At 58.8% G+C, this 24261-nt stretch carries 22 protein-coding genes; 12 read left to right on the forward strand and 10 right to left on the reverse strand.

The window, feature by feature from the left end:
* Positions 1-4 precede the first annotated feature (4 nt).
* Together FHP24_RS01920 and FHP24_RS01925 are read left to right on the forward strand one after the other, a co-directional pair.
* Positions 5-1003 carry an RES domain-containing protein gene (locus FHP24_RS01920; RefSeq protein WP_210237801.1) on the forward strand — a complete coding sequence of 333 codons (999 nt, stop codon included), beginning with the start codon at positions 5-7 and terminating at the stop codon, positions 1001-1003.
* A gap of 88 nt (positions 1004-1091) precedes the next feature.
* On the forward strand, positions 1092-1379 hold the full coding sequence (locus FHP24_RS01925; protein ID WP_139676075.1) for a helix-turn-helix domain-containing protein: 288 nt from the start codon (positions 1092-1094) through the stop codon (positions 1377-1379).
* 60 nt (positions 1380-1439) lie between these two features.
* Here the strand turns inward: FHP24_RS01925 and FHP24_RS01930 are convergent, their stop codons facing one another.
* The 3 genes from FHP24_RS01930 to FHP24_RS01940 all read right to left on the reverse strand — a co-directional run bounded on the left by FHP24_RS01930 (position 1440) and on the right by FHP24_RS01940 (position 5680).
* Entirely contained in the window at positions 1440-2411 is a 972-nt protein-coding gene (locus FHP24_RS01930) for a DUF808 domain-containing protein (RefSeq protein ID WP_139672113.1), read from the reverse strand.
* 242 nt (positions 2412-2653) lie between these two features.
* The gene (locus tag FHP24_RS01935; protein WP_139672116.1) at positions 2654-3745 is read right to left on the reverse strand and encodes a glycerol dehydrogenase; all 1092 of its coding nucleotides are present in this window, start codon (positions 3743-3745) and stop codon (positions 2654-2656) included.
* A gap of 300 nt (positions 3746-4045) precedes the next feature.
* The gene (locus FHP24_RS01940; protein ID WP_246091567.1) at positions 4046-5680 is read right to left on the reverse strand and encodes an alpha/beta hydrolase; all 1635 of its coding nucleotides are present in this window, start codon (positions 5678-5680) and stop codon (positions 4046-4048) included.
* A gap of 392 nt (positions 5681-6072) precedes the next feature.
* Here FHP24_RS01940 and FHP24_RS01945 point away from each other — a divergent pair, with 392 nt between their 5' ends.
* Entirely contained in the window at positions 6073-7419 is a 1347-nt protein-coding gene (locus tag FHP24_RS01945) for a DUF882 domain-containing protein (RefSeq protein WP_139676077.1), read from the forward strand.
* A 408-nt stretch (positions 7420-7827) separates the two neighbouring features.
* Here the strand turns inward: FHP24_RS01945 and FHP24_RS01955 are convergent, their stop codons facing one another.
* Positions 7828-9798 carry a methyl-accepting chemotaxis protein gene (locus FHP24_RS01955; RefSeq protein WP_139672119.1) on the reverse strand — a complete coding sequence of 657 codons (1971 nt, stop codon included), beginning with the start codon at positions 9796-9798 and terminating at the stop codon, positions 7828-7830.
* Positions 9799-10292: 494 nt separating this feature from the next.
* Complete coding sequence (locus FHP24_RS01960) at positions 10293-10928, reverse strand: outer membrane protein (RefSeq protein ID WP_139672122.1); 636 nt, start codon at positions 10926-10928, stop codon at positions 10293-10295.
* 370 nt (positions 10929-11298) lie between these two features.
* Between FHP24_RS01960 and FHP24_RS01965 the strand changes: the two genes are divergently transcribed.
* The 4 genes from FHP24_RS01965 (at position 11299) to FHP24_RS01980 (ending at position 14306) form a co-directional block, all read left to right on the forward strand.
* Complete coding sequence (locus FHP24_RS01965; RefSeq protein WP_139672125.1) at positions 11299-12393, forward strand: acyltransferase family protein; 1095 nt, start codon at positions 11299-11301, stop codon at positions 12391-12393.
* Positions 12394-12475: 82 nt separating this feature from the next.
* Positions 12476-12691, forward strand: a complete 216-nt coding sequence (locus tag FHP24_RS01970) for a hypothetical protein (protein ID WP_139672128.1) — start codon at positions 12476-12478, stop codon at positions 12689-12691.
* Positions 12692-13027: 336 nt separating this feature from the next.
* On the forward strand, positions 13028-13342 hold the full coding sequence (locus FHP24_RS01975) for a DUF1883 domain-containing protein (RefSeq protein WP_139672131.1): 315 nt from the start codon (positions 13028-13030) through the stop codon (positions 13340-13342).
* A 145-nt stretch (positions 13343-13487) separates the two neighbouring features.
* Positions 13488-14306, forward strand: a complete 819-nt coding sequence (locus tag FHP24_RS01980; RefSeq protein ID WP_210237802.1) for a prolyl oligopeptidase family serine peptidase — start codon at positions 13488-13490, stop codon at positions 14304-14306.
* A 9-nt stretch (positions 14307-14315) separates the two neighbouring features.
* Here the strand turns inward: FHP24_RS01980 and FHP24_RS01985 are convergent, their stop codons facing one another.
* Together FHP24_RS01985 and FHP24_RS01990 are read right to left on the reverse strand one after the other, a co-directional pair.
* The gene (locus FHP24_RS01985; protein ID WP_139672134.1) at positions 14316-15632 is read right to left on the reverse strand and encodes a replication-associated recombination protein A; all 1317 of its coding nucleotides are present in this window, start codon (positions 15630-15632) and stop codon (positions 14316-14318) included.
* Positions 15629-17032 carry a DegQ family serine endoprotease gene (locus FHP24_RS01990; RefSeq protein ID WP_139672137.1) on the reverse strand — a complete coding sequence of 468 codons (1404 nt, stop codon included), beginning with the start codon at positions 17030-17032 and terminating at the stop codon, positions 15629-15631. Before FHP24_RS01990 ends, FHP24_RS01985 begins: the two co-directional genes overlap by 4 nt.
* Positions 17033-17162: 130 nt before the next feature.
* Between FHP24_RS01990 and FHP24_RS01995 the strand changes: the two genes are divergently transcribed.
* The 3 genes from FHP24_RS01995 (at position 17163) to FHP24_RS02005 (ending at position 19102) form a co-directional block, all read left to right on the forward strand.
* Entirely contained in the window at positions 17163-17537 is a 375-nt protein-coding gene (locus FHP24_RS01995) for a YkvA family protein (protein WP_139672140.1), read from the forward strand.
* A 33-nt stretch (positions 17538-17570) separates the two neighbouring features.
* Positions 17571-17924: a lysozyme inhibitor LprI family protein gene (locus FHP24_RS02000; protein ID WP_139672143.1), complete on the forward strand. Its 354-nt coding sequence runs from the start codon at positions 17571-17573 to the stop codon at positions 17922-17924.
* A gap of 251 nt (positions 17925-18175) precedes the next feature.
* Complete coding sequence (locus FHP24_RS02005) at positions 18176-19102, forward strand: bestrophin family protein (protein WP_139672146.1); 927 nt, start codon at positions 18176-18178, stop codon at positions 19100-19102.
* A gap of 76 nt (positions 19103-19178) precedes the next feature.
* Here FHP24_RS02005 and ilvD read toward each other — a convergent pair whose 3' ends face one another.
* Together ilvD and FHP24_RS02015 are read right to left on the reverse strand one after the other, a co-directional pair.
* Positions 19179-21014 (reverse strand): dihydroxy-acid dehydratase, encoded by a 1836-nt coding sequence (gene ilvD / locus FHP24_RS02010; protein ID WP_139672150.1) that lies wholly within the window; start codon positions 21012-21014, stop codon positions 19179-19181.
* A 192-nt stretch (positions 21015-21206) separates the two neighbouring features.
* Positions 21207-21623, reverse strand: a complete 417-nt coding sequence (locus FHP24_RS02015; RefSeq protein ID WP_139672152.1) for a DUF4112 domain-containing protein — start codon at positions 21621-21623, stop codon at positions 21207-21209.
* A 191-nt stretch (positions 21624-21814) separates the two neighbouring features.
* On the opposite strand from FHP24_RS02015, the gene msrP reads away from it, so the two are divergent.
* Both msrP and msrQ read left to right on the forward strand, forming a co-directional pair.
* Positions 21815-22759 (forward strand): protein-methionine-sulfoxide reductase catalytic subunit MsrP, encoded by a 945-nt coding sequence (gene msrP, locus FHP24_RS02020; protein ID WP_139672155.1) that lies wholly within the window; start codon positions 21815-21817, stop codon positions 22757-22759.
* 2 nt (positions 22760-22761) lie between these two features.
* Complete coding sequence (msrQ, locus tag FHP24_RS02025) at positions 22762-23415, forward strand: protein-methionine-sulfoxide reductase heme-binding subunit MsrQ (protein WP_139672158.1); 654 nt, start codon at positions 22762-22764, stop codon at positions 23413-23415.
* Between the two features lie 21 nt (positions 23416-23436).
* Here the strand turns inward: msrQ and FHP24_RS02030 are convergent, their stop codons facing one another.
* Complete coding sequence (locus FHP24_RS02030; protein ID WP_139672161.1) at positions 23437-24141, reverse strand: SDR family oxidoreductase; 705 nt, start codon at positions 24139-24141, stop codon at positions 23437-23439.
* Positions 24142-24261: the final 120 nt, after the last annotated feature.

Below are 24261 nucleotides of genomic sequence, written 5' to 3' on the forward strand. Positions count from 1 at the left end.
GTTTATGACGATACGAATCGGAAAGTTTGCGATTTGCTCTGAATGTTTTACCGACGATGGCCTACGTATTGAGGCCGAGAAAATAGGTAAGAAGGCGATCGGCGGTTGCAAAAGATGCGGTGCATGGAGCGGCAGGAAACTCACGCGTGAAAACGCCGAAGAATTGATGGTCCGCTTCTTCTGGGACGGTTCGTTTTATCGTTCAGAGTTCGGCGGAGCCTCAAGGATAGTCTCCAACCCCTATCACTATCGAAACTCCAATGTGACCTTTCCCGTCTGGCTGCAGAAGGATGCCGAACTTTTGCAAGATGTGCTGGAGGTCGGCCTTTTCCACTACGGCCCACCTCTGTGGCGACTAGGGGAGATCGAGCCGTTAAGGAGGCTGCGATCTCGCAAGTCTCGAAAAAAAGCAGCTAGGGAGCTAGTCAATGGCTACCCTGAGTTTATCGCTAAGCCAGAGTTTGTTTTCTGCCGCCTCAGAACAGGTATTCCCGATGGACGAGAGGGGGAATTCGACGAGTATGATTCTCCTCCCGACCGTTTTTTGGGCTCTGGCCGTTTAGATGAAGAGAACTTCCCGGTCTTATACGGCTCTCAAAATCTTGAAATTTGTTTCCATGAGTGCAGGATCACATTGCCTGAAGAGTGTTTTGTAGCGCATCTACAACCCGTTCGAACATTACGCTTGCTGGATATGCGTGCGGAAATCCAGAACGACGGCCCAACAGAATTCGAAAGCATGAATCTCGCAATCCATTATTTATTTAGTGCTGACCGAATTTCTTACGAGATCACTCGATCTATTGCGCAAGCTGCCGCTGATAAAGGATATGAGGGAATCATCTATCCATCATATTTCAGCAGTTGGAAACCTGAAAAAATCTACAATGTAGCTGTCTTCGGGCGACCAATAAAAGATGGTCGACTTGCAGTTAAAAGTGTCAACCGAGCATCTCTGCGCCAAGTTTCATATGAGTATAATTTAGGTCCAATATTCAACTAGATAGTCGCTATATGCTGCGTTGAACGACATGAATAGTACGATGACAACGGAGAAGGAGAGCAGAACCGACTGGTCCAGCCTCGACGCGATGACCGACGAGGAAGCGGAAGCCAATGCGCTTTCCGATCCCGACAATCCGCCGATGACGGCCGAGCAGTTTCGCACCGCTCCGCGTATGCCGCAGGTGAAGGTCATCCGCCGGGCGCTGCGTCTTACCCAGGAAGAATTCTCCACCCTCTACAGAATTCCGCTTGGCACTTTGCGCGACTGGGAACAGGGGCGCTCCGAGCCGGACCAGCCAGCTCGCGCCTATCTCAAGGTCATCGCTGCCGATCCACAGAGGACCGCGGCGGCGCTTGGGAAAGGTGCGGCCTGAAGGGCTGCAACGCTTGCCCGCAAGGTCAGCCTCATCGCATCAGGCTTTCGCAGCCCGGCCCTACTTCCCGCCGCGAACCATCTTCCATACCGGCGCCCCGACCGAGCCCATCAGCACGACAACGATGCCACCCACGACAATGGCCAGCACGGCCTGCAGCGCCGACGTCACCAGCCAGCAGATCAGGGCCGGGGCGATGGTGATGGTGATGGTGGAGACGACGGTTTCGGTTGCGTTGTGGATGATATGTTCGGGTGCGGCATAACCAAGCTCTGCCAGACCGTGGACGAGGATGCTGCCGCCGACCCAGAGCATGGCGGCGGTGCCGACCGTCGAGAGGATTTTCAAAAAGACCGGCATGCCGACGACGAGGCCGCGGCCGATGACCTTAAGCGCCGGTGACGAGGTTTTCGCCATCGCAACGCCGGCATCGTCGGCTTTGACGATCAGTGCCACAACGCCATAAACGGCAAAGGTGATCAGGATGCCGACGGCGGCGAGTACGAAACCCTGTGTCGAGATGCTGCTTTTCGACACGTCGGCGAGCGTCAGCGCCATGATTTCCGCAGACAGGATAAGGTCGGTGCGCACCGCGCCGCTGACCTTCTGGTTTTCCAGCGCCTTCGGATCGGTCTTTTCGCCCGGCACGTCCTTCTCATCGCCGTAGCCGGCATGGGGAAAGAAGACCTCGTAAAGTTTTTCAGCACCTTCGTAGCAGAGATAGATGCCGCCGAGCATCAGCAGCGGGGTGATCACCCAGGGGGCGAAATAACCAAGTAGAAGCGCTGCCGGCAGAAGAATGATCAGCTTGTTCTTCAGCGAGCCGAGTGCGATGCGGCCGATGATCGGCAATTCGCGGGACGGATCGAGGCCAACGACATATTTCGGCGTGACAGCCGCATCGTCAATCACCACGCCGGCGGCCTTGGTGGTTGCCTTGGCGGTCTGCGTCGCGAGATCGTCGAGCGAGGCTGCCGCCAGTTTGGCGATCGCCGCCACGTCGTCGAGAAGTGCAATGAGGCCAGTTGCCATGGAAGAATAAAGCCTTTCGGATGATCAAAACGGCGTCCGCCGACGGACAGAAGTGTAATCCGGATCAAGGCTCGCAAAGGCGAATATTGCAGCGCAACATAAAAGGTCAATGCCGCCCAGGGCCGTGATTGCGTAATAACGCATTTACAGCGCTGATCGGGCGGCATTTTGTTGCCGTCGCGGACGGCAACGGACGGTTCAGCCGCGCACCTCGTCCGGCACGCGGCATTGTCATCGGGTGATCAGACGACCCTTGCCAGCGCATCCACGGCAAAGATGGCATCGGCCACTTCTTCGGCAGTGAAATCCGTGCGCAGGTTTTTCAGCGTGTCCTGATCGCTGTTGGCGAGTTCGCCGACCTTGATCAGGTCCTCGCGGGAGACGCCTTCCAGATGCAGTTCCTTCAGCGTCACCGGCATCTTGATCGAGCGGTAGAACTCGATATAGCCGGCGATCTCGTCGTCGGGGCGCTGTTCGAGGATCATGTGGGCAAGCGTGCCGTAGGCCACCTTCTCACCATGGGTCAGGTGGTGGATATCGCCATGCAGCGCGGTAAAGCCGTTATGGATGGCGTGTGCGCCGGCCAGACCGCCGTTTTCGAAACCGAGGCCGGAGAGAAGCGTGGCCGCCTCGACGACCGCTTCGACGGCCGGCGTCACCAGTTTCTGTTCGACCGCCTGATAGGCGCTGAGTCCGTAGGTGAGCAGCGTCTTCTCGCAGGCTTCGGCAATCGCCATGCCGGCGATGGTGGCGGCACCGCCGACCATGGTTTTCGAATTGGATCGCTGAACGGCGAGCGCCTCGACGTAAGTTGCGAGGCCATCGGCGATACCCGAGGCAAACAGGCGGACCGGCGCCTGGGCGCAGACCCAGGTATCGACCAGAACCAGATCCGGGTTCTTGGCGTAGAAGCGGTATTTCTCGAAGACGCCATCATCGGAATAGATGACCGAAAGCGCGCTGCAGGGGGCATCGGTCGAGGCGATGGTCGGAACGATGATGACCGGCTGCTTCAGCTCGTCTGCCACTGCCTTGACCGTATCGAGCGTCTTGCCGCCACCGATGCCGACGACGAGGTTGGTGCCGGCCTTCTTCGCAACATCGACAAGGCGGTTGATTTCGTTGACGGATGCCTCGCCGCTGAATTTTTCGCGGGCGAATTCGACCTTGCCGGAGAGTGCCTTCTCGACTTTCGAGCCGATCAGGCCCCAGACGATATCGTCGGACACAGCCAAGGCATTCGTGCCCATTTCAGAAAGAAAATCGCCCAGTTCGGCAATGACGCCGCTTCCCTGAACATAGCGGCCCGGGGATGCAAAAATTCGCTTGGTCATGTCTGTCACTTCCAGTTCAACAATGGAAAAACTACGGGGCGGATATCGGCCTGTTGACGATGCAAGGCAAGGGTTGGAGACGCCGTCAACGGAACCGTTACCGGTTAACATGAAGATTTTAGCAGATACTTCATTGAGGCAGATCATTGCGGGGCTTAAAGCTAAACCGAGCAAAAACAATGAACTGCGGCTTTGCTCTGCCTTGAGCATAACACCCGCGATCAACAAAACAGTGACATGGTGGACGCTGTGTTTCCAATCGGAAGCACATTGCGCGGCGCGTTCCGACGTCTGAAAAACTCAGTAGGCGATCGACCGGAAATGTTGTTTGAGGCGGATGACGTCGTCAGGCGACACGGCCGGGTCCGTCAGCGGGATCCACGCGTCGATATAATGCTCGGGGGCGTAAACGTGGCCATGGCCGATCGGCGAGCTTGTGGCGATCGCCATGTCGACGGCGAGCTGCAGGCCCGTCACGACCGGGATCCAGGTGAAGCTCGCAGAGACATCCGGTCCGCGGGGGCTTTTAAGCCACGCAGGCTCGCGGAAAAACGAGGACGGCTCGAAAAAGACGACGGGGTCGCTTGCATATTGCAGATAGATCATGCGGATCGGACCCCAAGGCGCAAAGCCGTCAGCGGCCGTCTGCTTCTGGTTGGCAAAGCGCACGATCGATCCGTCCCGGAATTTCGGCAGCCAGGCTGGAGAACCCGGCGCGCGCATCGCGGTGATCGCATTCCACCGGGCGCTGCGGAATGGCGGTCCGCTCCAGAGAGCCCCCTGGAAAGGATCGGCCACCACATCGTAAATGTCGGTGGAGAGCTGCGAATTCAACGCACCGAGGCTGAGGCCATGCAGATAGAGCCGCGGGCGTGTGTCCTTCGGCAATGTCTTCCAGTGATCGTAGATGGCCTGAAACAGTGCTCTCGCCGCATCCTGTCCGTTTTCCGGTTCAACGAGAAGGGAAAGCCAGCTCGACAGATAGGAATATTGCAGGGCGACGCTCGCGACATCGCCGTCATGCAGGTATTCGAGCGTGTCCATGGCGGCCGGATCGACCCAGCCGGTGCCGGTCGGCACGATGACAACCAGCAGCGAACGCTCGAAACCGCCCTGCCGCTCAAGCTCCCTGAGAGCCAGCGCGGCACGCTGCTCCACGGTTTCGGCGCTGTTCAGCCCGACATAGACGCGCAGCGGGTCAAGCGCCGGCTTGCGATGAAACTCACCGATGGCCGCAGCTTTCGGGCCGGTCGATACGAAGGCCCTGCCCTGCCGCCCGAGCGTATCCCAGCCGACCAACGATCCCGGCCCGCCAGTCATGTTGGGGTTGGCAGGCGGCGTTTCGTCCGTTTCGATAAGCGAATCGGCCTTCTGGAATGAGGCATCGGTCGCATCAAGCGCCCATCTCACCAAAAATCCCTGCCCGATCGTCCAAAACAGGATGATTGCCAGCGCCAGCCCGACCACATTGGAAACCCGGCGCGGCATGACCGCGTCGAGCCAGTGGGAAAACCGGCTCGCGGCCAGCTGGAATAGCCAGCCGAGTGCCAGCAGCACGGCAAAGGTGATGGCGGCAATGGCTGCGAGACGAAAGGGATCGCTGCTTTCCTGCGGCGGCATCTGCCAGAGCGTGCGGATCGAATTCTGCCATCCGACCGCGTGCCAGAGAAAAACACCGGAAACGACGATGGCAAACAGCAAGGTGGTTGCCCGCAAGGGTGCCGCGTGTTTCGAGAACCACGGAAGTTCAAGATATCGCCACAGCCAGCCGATGAAGACACCGATGGCATAACCTGCCGCAGCACAGGCGCCGGAAAGCACGCCCTGAATAAGCCAGGACCGCGGCATGAGGCTCGGCGTCAGCGACGCGGCAAAAAACAGCAGCGCGAGCAGAACGCCGGTTGCGCAGAGTGTCCCCAGAAATCGTAAAATCAATCCGAACCCTCACCGTCTAAATGCCTGGGATACCCTGCTAGCCGTCCGATCGCGCAGATAGCGCGCGGAGCGACCTGTTCCAGCGCGCTGCAGCATATCACGGGCGAACGTGCACGACTTCAGCGGGAAAATCCATGAAACCGTATCAGCTTTTCAGCCGCGATACCGCTGCGGGAACAGCTCGTATAAAATCAAGGGATACCGGCCAAAGCTTCACGAAAGCGTGTCAAATCGGCACGCTCATCTTTCGTCAATCTTCTATTAGCATTTCATTGACCATAATCGCGGCTTGGTTGCCGGGTTTGTTTCGTTCGTCCCGGCTTTGGTGATCTTGGCGTAAAGCGAGTTCTGTCGTGTTCCAGCCCCTGACGAATGTTCCTGTGCCGGGCGCCATGCGCACCCTTATAGGCTTCGCCGCAGATGCGGCATGTACCATGGCCAAGGCTTCCTGTGCCGTCGTGCTGGCACTTTCCGCGCTCGCAGGATCCGCCGCGATGGCTTTTGCCGAAGACCGGACGCTGAAGCTGCATTTTACCCATACCGGCGAGCGGGCCGCCATCACCTACAAGCGTGACGGCAGGTTCGACCAGAAGGGGCTGGCCCAGGTGAACCGCCTACTGCGCGACTGGCGCAAGAACCAGTCGACGCGCATGGACCCGCGCCTGCTCGATCTCGTCTGGGAAGTTTACCAGCGCAGCGGCGCCAATGACTATATCCACGTCGTTTCCGCCTATCGCTCGCCCGCCACCAACAGCATGCTGCGCGGCCGCTCGCGCTCCTCGGGCGTAGCGCAGAAAAGCCAGCACACGCTTGGCAAGGCGATGGATTTCTACATTCCGGGCGTAAAAATCTCGACGCTGCGGCAGCTTGCCATGCAGATGCAGGTCGGCGGCGTCGGTTTCTATCCGACTTCCGGTTCGCCCTTCGTGCATCTCGATGTCGGTAACGTGCGCGCATGGCCGCGCATGTCGCGCAAGGAACTGGCCCGCATCTTCCCCAATGGCAAGACGATGCATCTTCCCGCTGACGGCCGGGCACTCCCCGGTTACGATCAGGCTGTCGCTGATTACAAGCGCCGCGTGGGCTCACAATCGATCCAGATCGCCAGCACCGCGGCCGATGACGAAGATGATAGCGGCAGCGCGAAACGCGGCGGCAGCGGCTTGTTGACCGCCATGCTGCCGACGCCGAAGAGCCGCGCGGCGGAAGCGCTTGCCGAACAGACGAGCCCCAAGGTCATAACGAGCGCGGCCGGCCGCAAGATCGATCCCGAATTCGCCGACCTTGCCGCTCTTTCCGCACCACTGCCGATCCTGCGGCCTGCCAAGGCGGTCGACGTTGATCCCGTGCAGACGGCATCGCTGGCGCCGACGCAAATCCTTGCGCCCGTGCTCGCGGCAAGACCGATGCCGGCTGCCGCGCCAGCGGGTACGCGTGCCTTCAGCGCCCTCGCCTCACTCTCCGCTCCGGATGGCATGAAACTGCTGCGAACGCCGGAAGGCTCAATCGCTACCTTGCCGATCACCGGGCCGGATCTCGACGTCGAAGACGAGTTCGACGGCGAGGATACACTCCTTTCATGGGCACTGGCTGCACCCGGCAGCGATGTCGGCATGGCTGCACCCGTCATCGTCGGGCGAACGCTGACGGATTTGACTGCCGAGGCCTCGCGTGCCACGCCGCTGCCGCTCTCGATCGCCGAAGAATTCGATCACGATCGCTTCTGGTCGGGCGGCTGAGTTTTGGCAGCGGTCAAGAACGGCACAACCATGCCTTCGAAACTTCACAACCATTGACTGCACCCACTTCGTGGAGCGGCTTTGCAGAATCGCCTAGCGTCTTCCTCGCAACAAACCGGAGGACAAGATGCCAAGTTGCAAGAAACGCAATGGGGATAGCTGGGAAATCTATCAGAGCAGCAGTCAATGACGCTGGCGCCGCACGGCGTCGAATGGCGACATCGTGGGTGCTTCGACAGAATCCGATGTAAACAAAAGCGACTGCATCGCCAACGCCCGGCGTAATGGGATGACGTGCAATCCGGTTTAAGACAGCCGAGCCGTTAAACTGCCACGGGCCTTCCGTCGAAAAAGACGGAAGGCCCGTGAAGAGTGTTGGAACCCTTCAGGGTTCAAGTCGCTACGCGCTTAGAATTCAGTCCATTCCGCATTTTTTACTGCAGCAGATGCCGAAACGCCGCCGAATGCAGAAACCAGCTTGCGGCCCAGCGCACGTGCGGGAGACGAACGTGGACGCTCATTCTGTTCGGCGACATGGACCGGAGCCGTGGGACGAGACACATACCGGTCGATAGGCCGCACAGAACTAGAACCTTCGCCGCCGACCCGGAACTGGCCAAGCAGGGACATCAGCGCCTCGGCATCCTTTGCAAGACTATGGCTGGCGGCTGTGGATTGCTCCACCATTGCCGCATTCTGCTGTGTGCCCTGATCGATCGTATTGACGGCGGTGCTGATTTCCTGAAGGCCAAGCGACTGTTCGCGCGAGGATTCCGCAATCGCCTGAACGTGCCGGTTTATCTCACGCACTTCGGATACGATCGCATCCAGCGCCTTTCCGGTTTCGCCGACCAGATTGACGCCCTGTTCGACATGACTGCCGGAGGTGGTGATAAGCGCCTTGATCTCCTTGGCGGCAGCGGCTGAGCGCTGGGCCAGTTCGCGCACTTCCTGTGCCACGACGGCAAAGCCCTTGCCCGCGTCACCGGCTCGCGCCGCCTCGACGCCGGCATTCAGAGCGAGAAGATTGGTCTGGAAGGCGATATCGTCGATGACACCGATGATATTGCCGATTTCCGAGGACGACCGCTCGATCTGGTGCATCGCATCCACGGTATTGCGAACGATCTCGCCGGATTTCTCTGCACCCGCACGGGTGCGGGCGACCAGTTGACTTGCCTCTTCGGCACGGCTTGCCGCATCTTTGACGGTGGTGGTGATTTCCTCGAGCGCTGCGGCCGTCTCTTCGACCGAAGCGGCCTGCTGCTCCGTGCGGCTGGACATATCGTCGGCCGATGCGAGGAGTTCATTGGCACTCGCAGTGATAGCGCGAGCGTTGAGGCCAACGGATTGCATCGCTTCGCGGACCTTGTCCAGCGAGTCGTTGAAATCCTCGCGGACCGAGTCGAGATCGGCAACGAAGGGTGTATCGATCGTCGTCAACAGGTCGCCGGCTGCCAGACGCTTCAGGCCATTGCCAAGCGACTGGAGTGCAAACTGCACATTCCGGGCTTCGGACGCCTTTTCGATTTCCTGGCGCTCCCTTTCGCTCTCGACAAGATTTCTGCTGGCTTGCGTCTGCTCTTCCAGATGGGTGCGCTCAATGGCATTTTCCCTGAACACAGCGACCGTGGCCGCCATATCGCCAATCTCGTCGCGCCGATCGATGCCAACGATATCACCCGATGTATCTCCCTGCGCCAAAAGCTGCATGCGTTCGCGCAGACGATGCATCGGGGTGGTGATCCCCTTCTGAACGAAATAGGCGGCAAGCAAGAGAGCGGCGACGATGCCGACCACCATGGCGACCATGTTGGTGACGACCGTCTCATGCACCAGCGTGGCCAATCGATCCGTACCTGCGGTCTGTACTGCCTGCAAAGCGCTGTTGCTGTCATTGAACTGCTTGGAGATCCGCGTCGTGAACCCTTCGAGCGCAGCCATCCGTGTAACCGCGGCCTGGTCCTGCCCGCTCTTTCGCAGCTTCACGATGTCATCAAGCAGCGTCCGAACGCCGTTGATATCGACCATGAGGTTATCCATCGCCTGTTTGGTGCTCGGGACAAGCGTCGAGAGCTCCTGCATGCGGCCAACGGCGATACCAAGAAGGGAATCGAATTCCTTCTGTGCCGTTTCGAATTGCGGTGCGTCAGCCGGAAAGACAAGGAGACGCCCCAGACGAACCGCTGCCCCGTTGACACCGGAACTTGCCCTTGCAGACAACAGCGCCGCCTTCGCTTCCCTGTTGAGGAACTCGTTATAGGCGACACTCGCCTCATCGAACTTGTACGTGAGATATGACGCTCCACAGAGAGAAATAAGCGCCAATATACCAATAGACAGAAGGATCTTGGTTCTGATGCGTAAATGCTTCAACATCGTATTATTACCTATGAAATCGACCGGATCGAAAATGCCATAACCACAGCTCGACTTACGTCGGCTTCCGAGAGATGACGAAGGATAGGGTGCGGCTCGCATCATGCGACGGATCAAGTGCAGGTTCACCTGCAACGCCACCACAAAACCCCGCATGGATTAATGCATCTACAATGAACCGATGCGAATACTTGCGCATGGCTATCAACCGTCAATTACAGAGCCAAATCATCAACAAAAAATCGGTGAAATGATAAAATAAAAGTCGCGCCCACATGAATCAATGATTCTATACTTAAATTCGATTTCTATAATCAGAAAAGCTGATTACTGCAAATGCTCTGATTATCGATGCCACCAGCACCATATCATCAACTCATCGCGCTTATCCCGCAGCCAGAAACCTTCATCGAGACAAACGAAAATGGCGCCGCACACCCGAAGGTATGCAACGCCATCATCATCTCATTCGCGAGCCCTGAGGCCCGGCGATTTTAAAACTTGTAGTTCACGCCGGCCTTGATCGTGTGATCGCCGATATCCCGCTCGGAGGTCGTGCCTGCGCGGAAGCTGCGGACATCGTTGGTCTGGGTGTAGTTATACTCAACGCGACCCGAGAGATTGCCGGTGATCTTCTGCTCGACACCTGCACCGACCAGCCAGCCGGGCTTCCAGCCGTCCGGACCTTCGGTAGCGCCGTTATCCCGCAGGCTTGTCATGGCCACACCGGCCGTACCGTAAACCAGCGTATTGCCGAGCGGCGCGCCGACCTTGCCCTTGGCTGCGACGCGATAACGTTCCTTCAGCTTGCCGCCGCGAACACCCACTTCGGCATCACCAAGATGAGAAAGCTCGGCTTCGCCGCCAACAACAACGCCGTTGATTTCAGTGTTGTAGCCGCCATGGATGCCACCGGTGAATTCGGAGCCGCCCGAGAACGGGTTCAGCTTGTCGGAAGCGGTACCGGCGTTCAGACCGACGTAAGGTCCGCTCCAATCGGAGGACGGGCCAGCAGGCTCATTGTAAGCCGGGGGCTCATAAGAACTTGTGAGGTCAGCAGCGGATACAGAAAAAGCGGAACCGGAAACGAAAACGGCGGCGAGCGCTAGCGCGAAGGGCTTCTTGGTCATGATACAATTACTCCATACACAGCCTGCGTTTGGCGGATGGGCAGGCGATACATCCCGGCTCTTAAGCCTCGAGTCGTTCACGCGGATTTGCCCTACCCCTGGCCGCATGTACGATCCCGCACCGATTACCTTCTACTTTCATGAATTTATAAACACTCCATTAACTGCGACCGACCCGCAGCAAAAAGACGTGCGCCAGATAGTCACGACATCGCGAGGAGTGCGCAGACATCCGAGAACGCTCCCACATATTGCCTCAGGGCCTGACGAATTCCGTCGCCGGGAACAGCGTTCGATCTGGCCGAGATGGCGATCGGTGCTATCTTCCCGGTGAATATACTCAGTCCGTAAACACCCAGCCCGAGGCATCATGGAAATTGCGAAAATTCCGACCAGAGACCGCTTCGTGCTACTCGACGGGCTCAGAGGCATTGCGGCAATCTTCATTATTCAGCGCCACGCAGAGGATCTGCTGGGTAAGGCCCTGCACTCCAGCTATCTCGGGGTCGATCTGTTTTTCGCGTTGAGCGGCTTTGTGCTTGCGCACGCCTATGGTGCTTCGCTTTCGGATGGTCGCATCTCGTCGTTTCAATTCATGAAGGCGCGACTGCTGAGGCTTTACCCGCTCTATGCGATCGCGCTCTTGCTGGTCACAGCCTATTACATCCGAATGTATTTCGCGGGCCTTCCCGTCATGGCAGACGAATATGTCATCCCGAACGAATTGCTGCTTGCCTTCTTCACCGGCCTTCTCTTTCTACCCTCGCCGATCACCATCTCGTTCAACGCGGCACTTTTTCTCGTGCATCCGGCCTGGTCGCTGTTCAACGAACTCGTGGCGAACCTCGCCTATGCATTGCGAGGAGCGCGGGCGACACCACGCCAGATCGGGATATTGATTGCAGTCAGCGCAGTGCTGCTGGTGATTGCCGCCCTGCAGTTCGATCGCCTGCATGCGGGCTTTCGCCGGCATGAAATGTATGCTGGCATGGCACGTGTCTTCTTTTCGTTTTCAATGGGGATGCTGATCTATCGCTACCGACGCAAGACACCTGTGATCCGCCCGGGGCAGGCTCTGATCTGCCTTGCTCTACTGATTGCCGTCCTTGCTTTTCCGACGCCGCGCGACTGGCGTTGGATCTTCGACCTCTTTGTCGTCTTCCTGGTCTGGCCGGTGCTGCTCTACTGGGCGAGCGCGATCATACCCGGTCGGAGAACGGCATCCGTCGCGATTTTCCTCGGAACGGCCTCCTACGCCGTCTATGTCCTGCACGCACCGCTGCTGGACTGGGCACATGTCATTGCTCCCGGCATCACCGGGCCGCAATTTGCGCCGTTTGCAGGCATCATGCTTGTCGCACTTGTCGTCATCATTTCATGGAGCTTGACCGTCTGGCTTGATCAACCGCTGCAGAAGCGTTTCAAAAGGCGAATTTTTCTTCGCGATCCGCTCGTACAAAAATAAAATGTGGTTTCGAGGGAACTTTTTCGTCTCTCAGGAAATTGAAAAAGGATTCGCGCCAAAAATAAAGAGGAGAGCTGCATCCATGTCGAACGACGCACGTCAACCCGTTGCCTCGCCCAAAGACCATGTTCTCACCGTGCAGGAGGCTCTGGAACCGCTCTTTCTGGCCCTCGAGCAGGAGGCCGAACTGAAAATGCTTTCAGCTGCACTCAATGCAGGCTGGCCGCTCGATGAAGCAGTGGCCGCAATCGACGAATTGCGGCGCAACGAACTGCTGCCGATCACCCGACCGCACTAATCCGCGCCGCCTGCTGCCAAGCGATCGAACCACTACAAGAATCGTTTGCTTGGCATTTCCCCGGCAACCGGATGCCGAGAACCGGCGTTGCATCACATCATAAAAAGAACCTCGCCGAGGGGACGCGGCGAGGTTCAAATTGGAGATCACATTTATTGTTGTCGGGCGACACAGGGGACGGGCACCGCCGGCTTTATTCCTGTGACATCAGCGTCGATTGCTCTCGGCTTTGTCATTCGCCAATATAACCCGTCAGAAAGGGTAAGGTTCCACCAATCCTTAACCCGATAACGATTAAGGTTGCGCAACTCTGGACGGGGTATCAAAGAGACTGACATGACGGGGCCGAATTTCCGTTTCACCTATTACGATCTCAAATCACAGCGCGCGGGAACCGCGATCGAAGTGACGTTGAGCGCTGTCAACAATATCCGCCTGATGAACGCTGTGAATTATCAGCGATTCACAGAACGACTCGATTTCAAGTATGTCGGTGGGGTGGCGCGTAAATCACCGGTTCGGCTGGTCATGCCCGAAAGCGGGCACTGGCACCTGATCGTCGATATGGAGGGCCACCACGGACTGGCCGAATCTTCGGTCAAACTGATTCCCGCTCCGGCCATGCAGAGCCCGCAAAAGCAGGATTCCTGATCAATTTCATGCAGACGCCAAGACGTGCAGGCGCATCATGCGTCAAGATGCTTGGCCTCATCATCTTGATCGTGCTGCGTTCTGTGAACACCATGTGCGTCTCTTCACCAGGACGTGATGAGGATGCTGCGGGGAGGACACAGCTTTGGCGTATGTACAATATCGTGAGACCAGCGTGGAGGGAGACGTCATTCCCCTTTCGGATGGTGTTCCCAACCAGCTAAGCGGTTCATGGCCGGATCGGAGCTATGAGACCGTCCGGCGGCTGGAACTGCATGCCTATCGTGTCGCAGAGCCGAAAGCACAGGCACTGATCTATCCCGGCGGTGGCTACCTGAAGCTGATGCACGACAAGGAAGGCGTCGAAGTTGCACTTTGGCTGAACTCGCTGTCGATCGATGCCTATGTCGTGACCCATCGTTTGCCAGGCTCATCAGCCGCGGATGGCGTTCATCCCAAAGATATCGCGCTGACCGACTCGCTCGCCTGCCTCGATTATCTGCATCGCAGCTGTTCGCACCTGCCGCTTTTCCATGTCGGTTTGTCTTCTGGGGGGCATCTGGCGGGCGTGATGGCTTGTCAGGATCATCCACTGGCCGCAAAGGGTGCAGTCATCGCCTATGCACCGCTGAATGCCAATCACAGGGATTACAAGGCGCCTGCGGGAAAACCCGACTATCCGCCAGCCGAGAAACAGGCTTTTTACAACGACTGGCCAATCGGCATTGCGGCACTTCCTCACGGGATGCCAAAAATCCCGTTATTCCTGGCCTATGCGCTGCATGACCAGTCCGTGCCGGTGGATCATGTGCTTAACCTGATCAGATCGGCCCAGCAGCCCGAACGCGAGGTCGATGCCCATATATTCGGGACGGCTCCTCATGGCTTTGCCCTCAGAGATAAATCCGGCACGCATGCGGTTTGGACAAAACTCGCAGAAGAGTGGATGGCGCAACATCTCTAACCGCGCGCGTCAAGGTTCGCCGCGCTCCCGGCGCAGCTTGGACCACCAGTCCAGCCGTTTCTTGATGTCCCGCTCGAAACCACGCTCGACAGGTTCGTAAAATGTCTGGCGCCCCATTTTTTCGGGAAAGTAGTTCTGGCCGGAAAAGGCGTCCGGCTCGTCATGGTCGTAGCGGTAACCCTCGTTATAGCCCTCCTGCTTCATCAGCTTGGTCGGGGCATTGAGGATGTGCTTGGGCGGCAGAAGCGAGCCGTTTTCCTTGGCAGCTCGCATGGCGGACTTGAAGGCGGTGTAGACGGCGTTGGATTTCGGCGCGGTGGCGAGATAGACGCAGGCATTGGCAAGCGCGAGCTCGCCTTCCGGTGAGCCGAGATAATCGTAGGCATCCTTGGCGGCATTGCAGACGACAAGCGCCTGCGGGTCGGCAAGGCCGATATCCTCGATTGCCATACGCACCAGCCGCCGGCCGAGATAAAGCGGGTCCTCGCCGGCATCGAACATGCGGGCGAGATAATACAGCGCCGCATCGGGATCCGATCCCCTGACCGACTTATGCAGGGCAGAGATGAGATTGTAGTGACCGTCCTGGCCCTTGTCATAGACTGGCGCGCGGCGCTGGACGATCTCGGTCAGGCCGGCGGTATCGAAGACTTCCCCTGCCCGTGCGGCACGCCACACCTCTTCCGCCAGCGTCAGCACCGCACGGCCGTCACCGTCGGCCATGCGAAGAAGCGTTGCCCTTGCATCCTCGTCAAGCGGCAGCGGCTTTGCTTCTGCCTGTTCGGCGCGGTTCAGAAGTTCGCCGAGGCTTTCTTCGTCATGCGAACGGAAGGTCAGCACGCGGGCGCGAGAGAGAAGAGCGGCGTTGAGTTCGAAGCTTGGATTTTCCGTCGTCGCACCAACGAGGATGACGGTGCCGTCCTCCATGACGGGCAGGAAACTATCCTGCTGGGCACGGTTGAAACGATGGATCTCATCGACGAAAAGCAGTGTCTGTCGCCCGTCCATGCGACGCAGGCGGGCCGTCTCGAAAACCTTTTTCAGATCGGCGACGCCGGAAAAAATCGCGGAAATCTGCTCGAAGGCAAGGCCCGTCTCACCGGAGAGGAGACGGGCGACGGTGGTTTTGCCCGTGCCTGGAGGTCCCCAGAAGATCATCGAACCGAGCGTGCCGGAGGCGATCATCCGGCGCAGTGCGCCATCCTCCCCCGTCAGATGTGACTGGCCGGTGACCTCGCCAAGCGAAGTCGGGCGCAACCGGTCGGCCAAAGGTCTCCGCTTGGCGACATCATCCGGAATACGGGGGGAGAAAAGATCGCTGCTCATCTGAAAAATTGCCGAATGCGCTGGCCGCCCCGTTCGATTTCCACACGCCAGAAGCTCGGGTCTTCGCCCAGCATGGTTTCGAGCGTCTTGGTGGTGTTGACCGTGCTGCCGTTGATCGACACAATGATATCGTTCGGCTGGAAGCCGAGGCGTGCCGAAGGCGAGCCACGAGTCACATCAGTAACGACGACGCCGGTCTTGTCGGTGGCCAAATGCAGTTCCGTTGCGAGCTTGGGCGACAGGTTCGCGACATGCAGGCCGGCAAACGGGCTACGTCCTTCCATCAGGCGTTCGTCACGCGGTGTCGTTTCCGGTGCCGTGTTAAGCAGGAGCTTCATCTGTCGCTGGCCGTCGCTGGTCTGGACGGTGAGATCCGCCTGCTTGCCGAGACCGGCCGTGGTCAACCGGTAGCCGAGGGCATCGGGATGCTCCACCGCCACGCCGTTGACGGCGGTGATCACTTCACCGGGCTTCAGGCCCGCCTTGTCAGCCGGACCACCTTCGACGGTTCGCACGACCAATGCGCCGCGCGCCGCCTTGAGACCAAGAGCTTCTGCGACGTCGGAGGTCACGGCATCGAAGGTCGCACCGACATAGGGTCGCTCGAACGTCGTCTTGCCTTCTTCGGCAGCCACCAGGAAGGCCTTCACGAGATTGGCGGGAATGGCGAACCCAACGCCGTTGGAGCCGCCGCCGCGGGAAAAGATCGCCGTGTTGATGCCGATCAGTTCGCCGTTCATATTCGTCAGCGCGCCGCCTGAATTGCCAGGATTGATGGAGGCGTCGGTCTGGATGAAGAAGCCGAAATCTCCGCTCGATACCTGATTGCGGGCCAGTGCAGACACGATACCGCTGGTGACGGTCTGGCCTACACCGAAGGGATTGCCGATCGCCAGAACCAGATCACCGACTTCGGTGCGATCGGAATCACCAATGGCAAGAACCGGAAAATTCTCCTTGCTCTTGATGCGCAGCACCGCGAGATCGACGCTCTCGTCCTTCAACACCAGTTCGCAGGGAAACTCGCGGCCATCGGCAAGCGCGATCTTGATGTCGTCCGCGCCCTGGATGACGTGGTTGTTGGTCACGACCAGACCATTATGCGACAGGATCACGCCGGAACCGAGCGAGGACTGCTTTTCCGAACGATTGGGCATGCGCTGGCCGAAAAACTGATCGAAAAAGGGGTCGCCCGTCAACGTGCTCGGCCGCTGAACGAGCCGCTCGGCATAAACATTGACCACGGCACCGGCCGTCTGCTTGACGAGCGGAGCGAAGGACAGCTGCATTTCCTGGCGGCTCTGGGGAAGCGTCTTGCCATCCTGCGCATAAGAGACAGCGGGACAAATCACGGCCAGAGCGAAAAGACCGACCGATATATGCTTGAGCAGGCTTGGCATTTGATTCCTCTTTGCGAATTTCAAGATCGAGTTTTAGCGCCGGGGGCTGGAAAAGAAAGGTGGCTGAACCCTGACAAAATGAACATCATCTCGTCTATATGGGGCGCGGCCACATATCCGAGATAAGAAGATGCTGAAAAAGGCAAAAGCATGGGCAAAGGCCCTCAAGCGCGACATCATCGCGTTGTGGCTTGCCGCCCGCGATTCGCGCGTGCCGTTGACCGCCAAGCTGGTGGCCGGCGCCGTGGCGGCCTATGCGCTTTCTCCGGTCGATCTCATTCCCGATTTCATTCCTGTTCTCGGTTATCTTGACGACCTGATCCTCGTGCCGCTCGGCATCCTTCTCGCCATCCGGCTGGTACCGCCCGAGTTGATGTCCGAATTCCGGCTGATGGCAGAGCAACGCTCGGGACGACCCGTCAGCCGGATGGGCTTCGCGGTCATCCTTGCAATATGGCTCGCCTGCATCATCTTCGTCCTCTGGAGCCTCAAGGATCGCTTCTGAGCGGCATCCAGTGAAAGATCAGGAGTATGGACTATGAAATCGCGACTGGCCGTTTTGGGCGTCATCGGCGTCATTCTCGCCCCCACCCTTCCCCTGCCCGCGGCAGCAGCGAGTTTCGACTGCGAAAGGACCGACCTTGCAGCTGATGAAAAGGTGATCTGCGAGACGCGTGCGCTCAACGATGCCGATGTGAAGATGGTCACGACCTTCGACATTCTCACCAGCCTGCTCGCCATGGGCAATCGCGACGTGCTTCGCGAAGAACAGAGCGCATGGCTGAAGAAGCGCCAGGCCTGCGGTGGCGATGCGGCGTGCCTGACGACCGCTTATGCCGAACGCATGAAACAGCTCAATGAAGCTTACGAGGGGCTCAGCCGTCCGCTGTAATTCGGCGCAATGATCTGACGCAAACGATTAGGACCAAAACATGCGGCTTTCCGCCGCATATTCGATCTTGATCCGTGCAGCTTTACCGACAATCGGTTAGATTTACTGCGTCGTCCTGTCGCGGACGAGATTCCCAAAGGAGCTGACGGGAGCGCGGGTATCTCAAAGCGGCTGATGACCGGGTCCGGCCGCGTCCGGAAACACCCCTCTCGTCATCGACAAGTCAAGTTGGCCAATTCGGCATTTCCATTATGATCATTCGTGAACGCCCCACTCTCGGGCAGCTTTTTTTTATTCTGCGCGGTTCCGTCCTGCCGCGCATTTTCCCGCAAATCCTCGTGGTGATGGCGATGTCCGCCCTCATCGTGTGGGGACATCGCGAAGCACCGCAATTCGTCCCTTCCGTCGCCGGCGCGCCTTTCGCATTGATCGGCATTGCGCTTTCGATCTTCCTCAGCTTCCGCAACAGTGCCTGCTACGAACGCTGGTGGGAGGCACGCAAGCTGTGGGGCGAATTGCTCGCCGTCAGCCGCCACCTCGCCCGCCAGAGCGAATTGTTCGAGCAGCGCAGCGAATCAGCCGGAGCCGCCCGGCGCACGATCTTGTTGCTGACCGCCGCACTCGCCGACGAGACGGTGAAATTCCTGCGAGGCGGCGAATGTCCGAACAACAGCACGGCACGGCTGCTGGCACCCGATGTGGCCGCCGCAGTGCGTGCCGCGCGCAATCCTCCCTCCGAGATCATCAACCGGATGAGCCGTGAACTGATCGCGCTCGTGAACGGCAAGATCATCAGCGATATTGAGTTCACGCTCCTCGAGCGGACCGTGACGCGGCTATCCGATGCCATTGCCGCCTGCGAGCGCCTGAGAAATACACCGGTCCCGTTCGGATATACACTTCTCATCCATCGCACCGCACACTTGTTTTGCTTCATGGTGCCGTTCGGCTTTGCCGATGTGCTGGGACTGGTCACGCCGCTGGCAGCAGGCCTCGTCGCCTATACATTCTTCGGCCTCGACGCGCTGGGCGACGAATTGGAGGAGCCGTTCGGATCAATGCCGAATGACCTCCCGATCGCCGCAATCGCCACCGTCATAGAGATCGAAACGCGCAGCATGCTGGGCGATACCGACCTGCCTGCCATGCCGGAACCAGTGGACTACATCCTGATGTGACGGGCAGCCAAAGGCCCAGACGCAAACAAGGCCGACGCATGCGCCGGCCTTTCAAGTTTTGAACTCCCGATAGTGGCTATTCCGGCAGGATCCGGACGGCGCCCTTGTCGGCGGAGGCGGCGAAGGCGGCATAGGCCTTCAGCGCCGTCGTGACATTGCGCTTGCGGGGTGCGGCCGGCTTCCAGCCGAGCGTATCCTGCTCATGGCGGCGGGCCGACAGTTCGGCATCCGAAACCTTGAGGTTGATCGTCCGGTTGGGGATATCGATCTCGATCAGATCACCCGGCTGGACGAGGCCGATGGCACCGCCCTGGGCTGCTTCCGGCGAGGCATGGCCGATGGACAGGCCCGACGTGCCGCCGGAGAAACGGCCATCGGTGATCAGCGCGCAGGCTTTACCGAGGCCCTTCGACTTCAGATAGCTGGTCGGATAAAGCATTTCCTGCATGCCCGGACCGCCCTTCGGGCCTTCGTAACGGATGACGACAACGTCGCCGGCCTTCACGTCATTGCTGAGAATGCCCTTCACGGCGGCGTCCTGGCTTTCGAAAACGACGGCTGGGCCGGTGAACTTCAGGATCGATTCGTCGACGCCGGCGGTCTTCACGATGCAGCCATCGAGGGCGATGTTGCCGTAGAGGACGGCCAGACCGCCGTCCTTGGAGAACGGATGTTCGACAGACCGGATGACGCCCTTTTCGCCGTCGGCATCAAGATCATCCCAACGCGAAGACTGCGAGAAGGCGACCTGGGTCGGCACGCCACCGGGAGCCGCCTTGAAGAATTCTCGGACGGTCTCGGAATTGGTGCGGGTGATATCCCAACGATCGATGGCATCGCCGAGCGTCGCCTCGTGAACGGTATAGCAATCGCGGTTGATCAGGCCACCGCGATCGAGTTCACCCAAAATACGCATGATGCCGCCGGCGCGGTGGACGTCTTCCATATGGACGTCCTGCTTGGCGGGCGCGACCTTGGACAGGCACGGCACCTTGCGCGACAGCTTGTCGATGTCTTCCATGCCGAAATCGATGCCGCCTTCATAGGCTGCGGCCAGAATATGGAGAACGGTGTTGGTCGAACCGCCCATGGCGATATCGAGCGACATGGCGTTTTCGAAGGCCTGTTTGGTGGCGACATTGCGCGGCAAGACGGTTTCGTCGTCCTGTTCGTAATAACGGCGGGTAATATCGACGATCAGGTGACCGGCCTCGACGAACAGGCGCTTGCGATCCGAATGGGTGGCGAGCGTCGAGCCGTTGCCCGGCAGAGACAGGCCGAGCGCTTCGGTCAGGCAGTTCATCGAATTGGCCGTAAACATGCCGGAGCACGAGCCGCAGGTGGGACAGGCCGAACGTTCGATGACGGCGACGTCCTCGTCGGAAATCTTGTCGTCAGCGGCTGCGACCATGGCATCGACGAGGTCGAGGGCAACGGTCTTGCCGTGCATGACGACCTTGCCGGCTTCCATCGGGCCTCCGGAGACGAAGACCGCCGGGATATTGAGGCGCATTGCTGCGTTGAGCATGCCGGGAGTGATCTTGTCGCAGTTGGAAATGCATACCATGGCATCGGCGCAATGGGCATTGACCATATATTCGACCGAGTCGGCGATGATTTCGCGCGACGGCAGCGAATACAGCATGCCGTCATGGCCCATGGCGATGCCGTCATCGACCGCGATCGTGTTGAACTCCTTGGCGACACCGCCGGCGGCCTCGATCTCGCGGGCAACCAGCTGGCCAAGGTCCTTCAGATGCACATGGCCGGGGACGAACTGCGTGAAAGAGTTGACGACGGCAATGATCGGCTTGCCGAAATCGCCATCCTTCATGCCGGTGGCGCGCCATAGGCCGCGCGCGCCAGCCATGTTGCGGCCGTGGGTGGTGGTTCTGGAACGATAAACTGGCATGGATCTTTCCTCACTCGATCGGACTTCTCAGTCTATCCGCTCCTCGGCGGAGACACAAAAGGCCTCATTTTTGAAAACGTCCTAACCCAACTGTCGATCGCTGTCACTGCCGGTTACCGGCAAATCAGTACGGTACGGTACGGTTCTCTTTACGCTGTATTCTGCATCCCACCTTGCCTGAAGGCGACCGAATTAGCGTTGCAAGTCTTCGCGCCGCATACCGAAGTGATCGAGAATGAGGTCGAAGTTGCGACGGTGGGACTTGAAAAACAGGTCGAACAGATCGCCGGCCACCGGCACACTGCCCACGACAGCGTCCATTCCGAGATTGCCGAGCATCTGGACCAATTTATTCGTCGGCACGCCCATGCGGCGCGCTTCATTGACGATGTAAAGGCCCACCAAAGCTCCACCCGCATCGCCGATCACGGGGACGAGACCAAAGACGGAATCGGCTCCGAACCGGATACCGGTGCCCGGAATGCGGATCGCCGTATCCATAAGCCGCGCGATGCCGTGAAGCCGACGCAGACGCTTCAGCTTTTCGATGTGATCCAGATCGTCTTTGACAAACCGCTCGCTGGCGGCATCCCAGGTCTTCGTCGCCATGCGTAACACTCCATCTCAATTTCCTTATACAAATGAGAATGTCTCATGTCGGTTCCAAGATGGCCGAGCTGCGAAGATGTGGTTTTTCTCACGTAAACGTGGTTTCCGAGAGAATTCCGGCGTCTGTGAAACCGAACGCTTTGGGATTACGTATAAGGGCAAGAACGGCATAGCGTCCGAGGAGATATCCCATGCCCGCCTATCATCCGCCGCATATCCCGTCTTCGGACATCACGCCGAAGCATATCTATCTTTCCCGCCGCAACTTCATCGGTGCCGCCGCAGCTGCCGGCTTCGGCTTCGCTACGGCTGGCGACGCCCTTGCGGCTCCTTTGAACGCAGTCCCTGGCCCTTACAAGCTCAATGAAAAGCTGACGCCGAAAGAGGCGGTGACAACCTATAACAACTTCTACGAATTCGGCGTCAACAAGGAAGACCCGGCGCAGAATTCCGGGGCCTTCAAGCCAACGCCGTGGTCGGTGAAGGTCGAGGGCATGGTCGGCAAGCCGAAGGAATTCGGCCTTGACGAGATCCTGAAGATGAAGCTCGAGGACCGGACCTACCGGATGCGCTGCGTCGAGGGCTGGTCGATGGTGATCCCCTGGATCGGTTTTCCGCTGTCAGCCTTGCTCGATCAGGTCGATCCGCTCGGCAGCGCGAAATATGTGGCCTTCGAGACCGTCGTGAGGCCGGAGGAAATGCCGGGACAAAGCGGCCTCTTCCAAGCTCTGACCTGGCCTTATGTCGAAGGCCTCAGGATGGATGAGGCGCGCCATCCGCTGACCATTCTGGCGGTCGGGCTTTATGGAGAGACATTGCCGAACCAGAACGGCGCGCCGATCCGGCTGGTCGTGCCGTGGAAATATGGGTTCAAGGGCATCAAGTCGATCGTCAAGATCAAGCTTGTCGAAGAACAGCCGCAGACGACGTGGAAAAATTCCAACGCGCGGGAATACGGCTTCTATTCCAACGTAAATCCGGCGGTCGATCATCCGCGCTGGAGCCAGGCGACGGAACAGCGGATCGGCGAAGGCGGATTTTTCGGCACAAAACGGGTCGATACGCTGCCGTTCAATGGTTATGCGGACCAGGTTGCAAGTCTTTACACAGGCATGGACCTGAGGGCGAACTACTGAGTATGGCTCCCCTGTCTGCCGCAATCCCTGCCCTGCCCAGGCGTTATCACGCTCTCAGCATCTGGGTGCTTTATATCGTCGGCCTCTGTCCGGCCGCCTGGTATTTCTATCAGGCGGCAACGGGCGGGCTTGGCTTCAATCCGGTCAAGACGTTCGAGCATCTTCTTGGCATCTGGGCCTTACGCCTGATCATCGCGACGCTTGCCATCACACCTCTACGTGATCTCTTCGGCATCAACTGGATGCGTTACCGAAGGGCGCTCGGCCTGCTCGCTTTCTATTATGTGCTGATGCATTTTTCGGTCTATCTACTGCTCGACCTGCAACTCAATTTCGCAGCGGTTGGCGGAGATATCGCGAAACGGCCCTACATCACAATCGGGTTCGCAGCCCTGCTATTTCTTATTCCCTTGGCGGTGACATCGAACAACTGGTCGATCCGGAAGATGGGACAAGGCTGGATCCGGCTACACAAGCTGATCTACCTGATCGCCCTCGGCGGCGCGATCCACTATGTGCTTGCGGTCAAATCGGTCACAGCGGGGCCATTCGTCCATATCGCGCTGATCGGACTTCTGCTCTTCTACCGCGCCATCCGGCGGCCTCTGCTTAACTGGAAGCGTGGTCGACGTCAGCCGGCACGGGCAGCGCGCTGACGTCACCACTCACAGACATAGTCACACCGAGCGCGTCAGTCCGCCATCGACCTTGAGATTCTGGCCGGTGATATAACCCGCACCGTCGGAAGCCAGGAAGGCGACGGTCGCGGCGATCTCTTCGCTGGTGCCGTAACGTTTCATCGGCACGCCGTCGCGCCGCTCCTCAGTTGCCGGCAGACTGTCGATCCAGCCCGGCAGAACGTTGTTGATCCGCACATTATCGGCGGCGTAGGTGTCGGCGAAGATCTTTGTGTAGGACGCAAGGCCAGCACGGAAAACGGCCGATGTCGGGAACATGGCCGAGGGTTCGAATGCCCAGGCGGTAGAGATGTTGACGATGCTGCCGGATTTCTGGGCCTGCATGATCGGCGCAACGAGACGCACCGGCCGGATGACATTCATCAGGTAAACGTCGAGACCCGTATGCCACTGCTCGTCCGTAATCTCGGTGATCTGTGCGCGCGGACCGTGGCCGGCGCTGTTGACCAGGACATCGATGCGGCCCCAGGCGTCCATGACAGTATCGACCAACCGCCGGATGTCATCATTCGACTGGTTGGAACCGGTGAGCCCGATGCCGCCAAGTTCGGCGGCCAATGCCTCACCCTTCCCGGAAGACGAAAGGATCGCGACCCTGAACCCATCCGCCGCAAGCTTCTTTGCGGAGGCCGCACCCATGCCGCTGCCACCTGCCGTCACGATCGCCACTTTTGCTTCCGACATATCTCAAGCCTCCCGATGTTATTGGATCGACAATGGGTAACGCGGCGATGCTCAGAATGCCAGCGTAACAGATACATGATCGGGAGCGATTTTTCGGTTTCAGTTTCGTCCTATTCAGCG

It is taken from the genome of Aliirhizobium smilacinae (assembly GCF_006335145.1).
GTDB lineage: Bacteria > Pseudomonadota > Alphaproteobacteria > Rhizobiales > Rhizobiaceae > Neorhizobium > Neorhizobium smilacinae.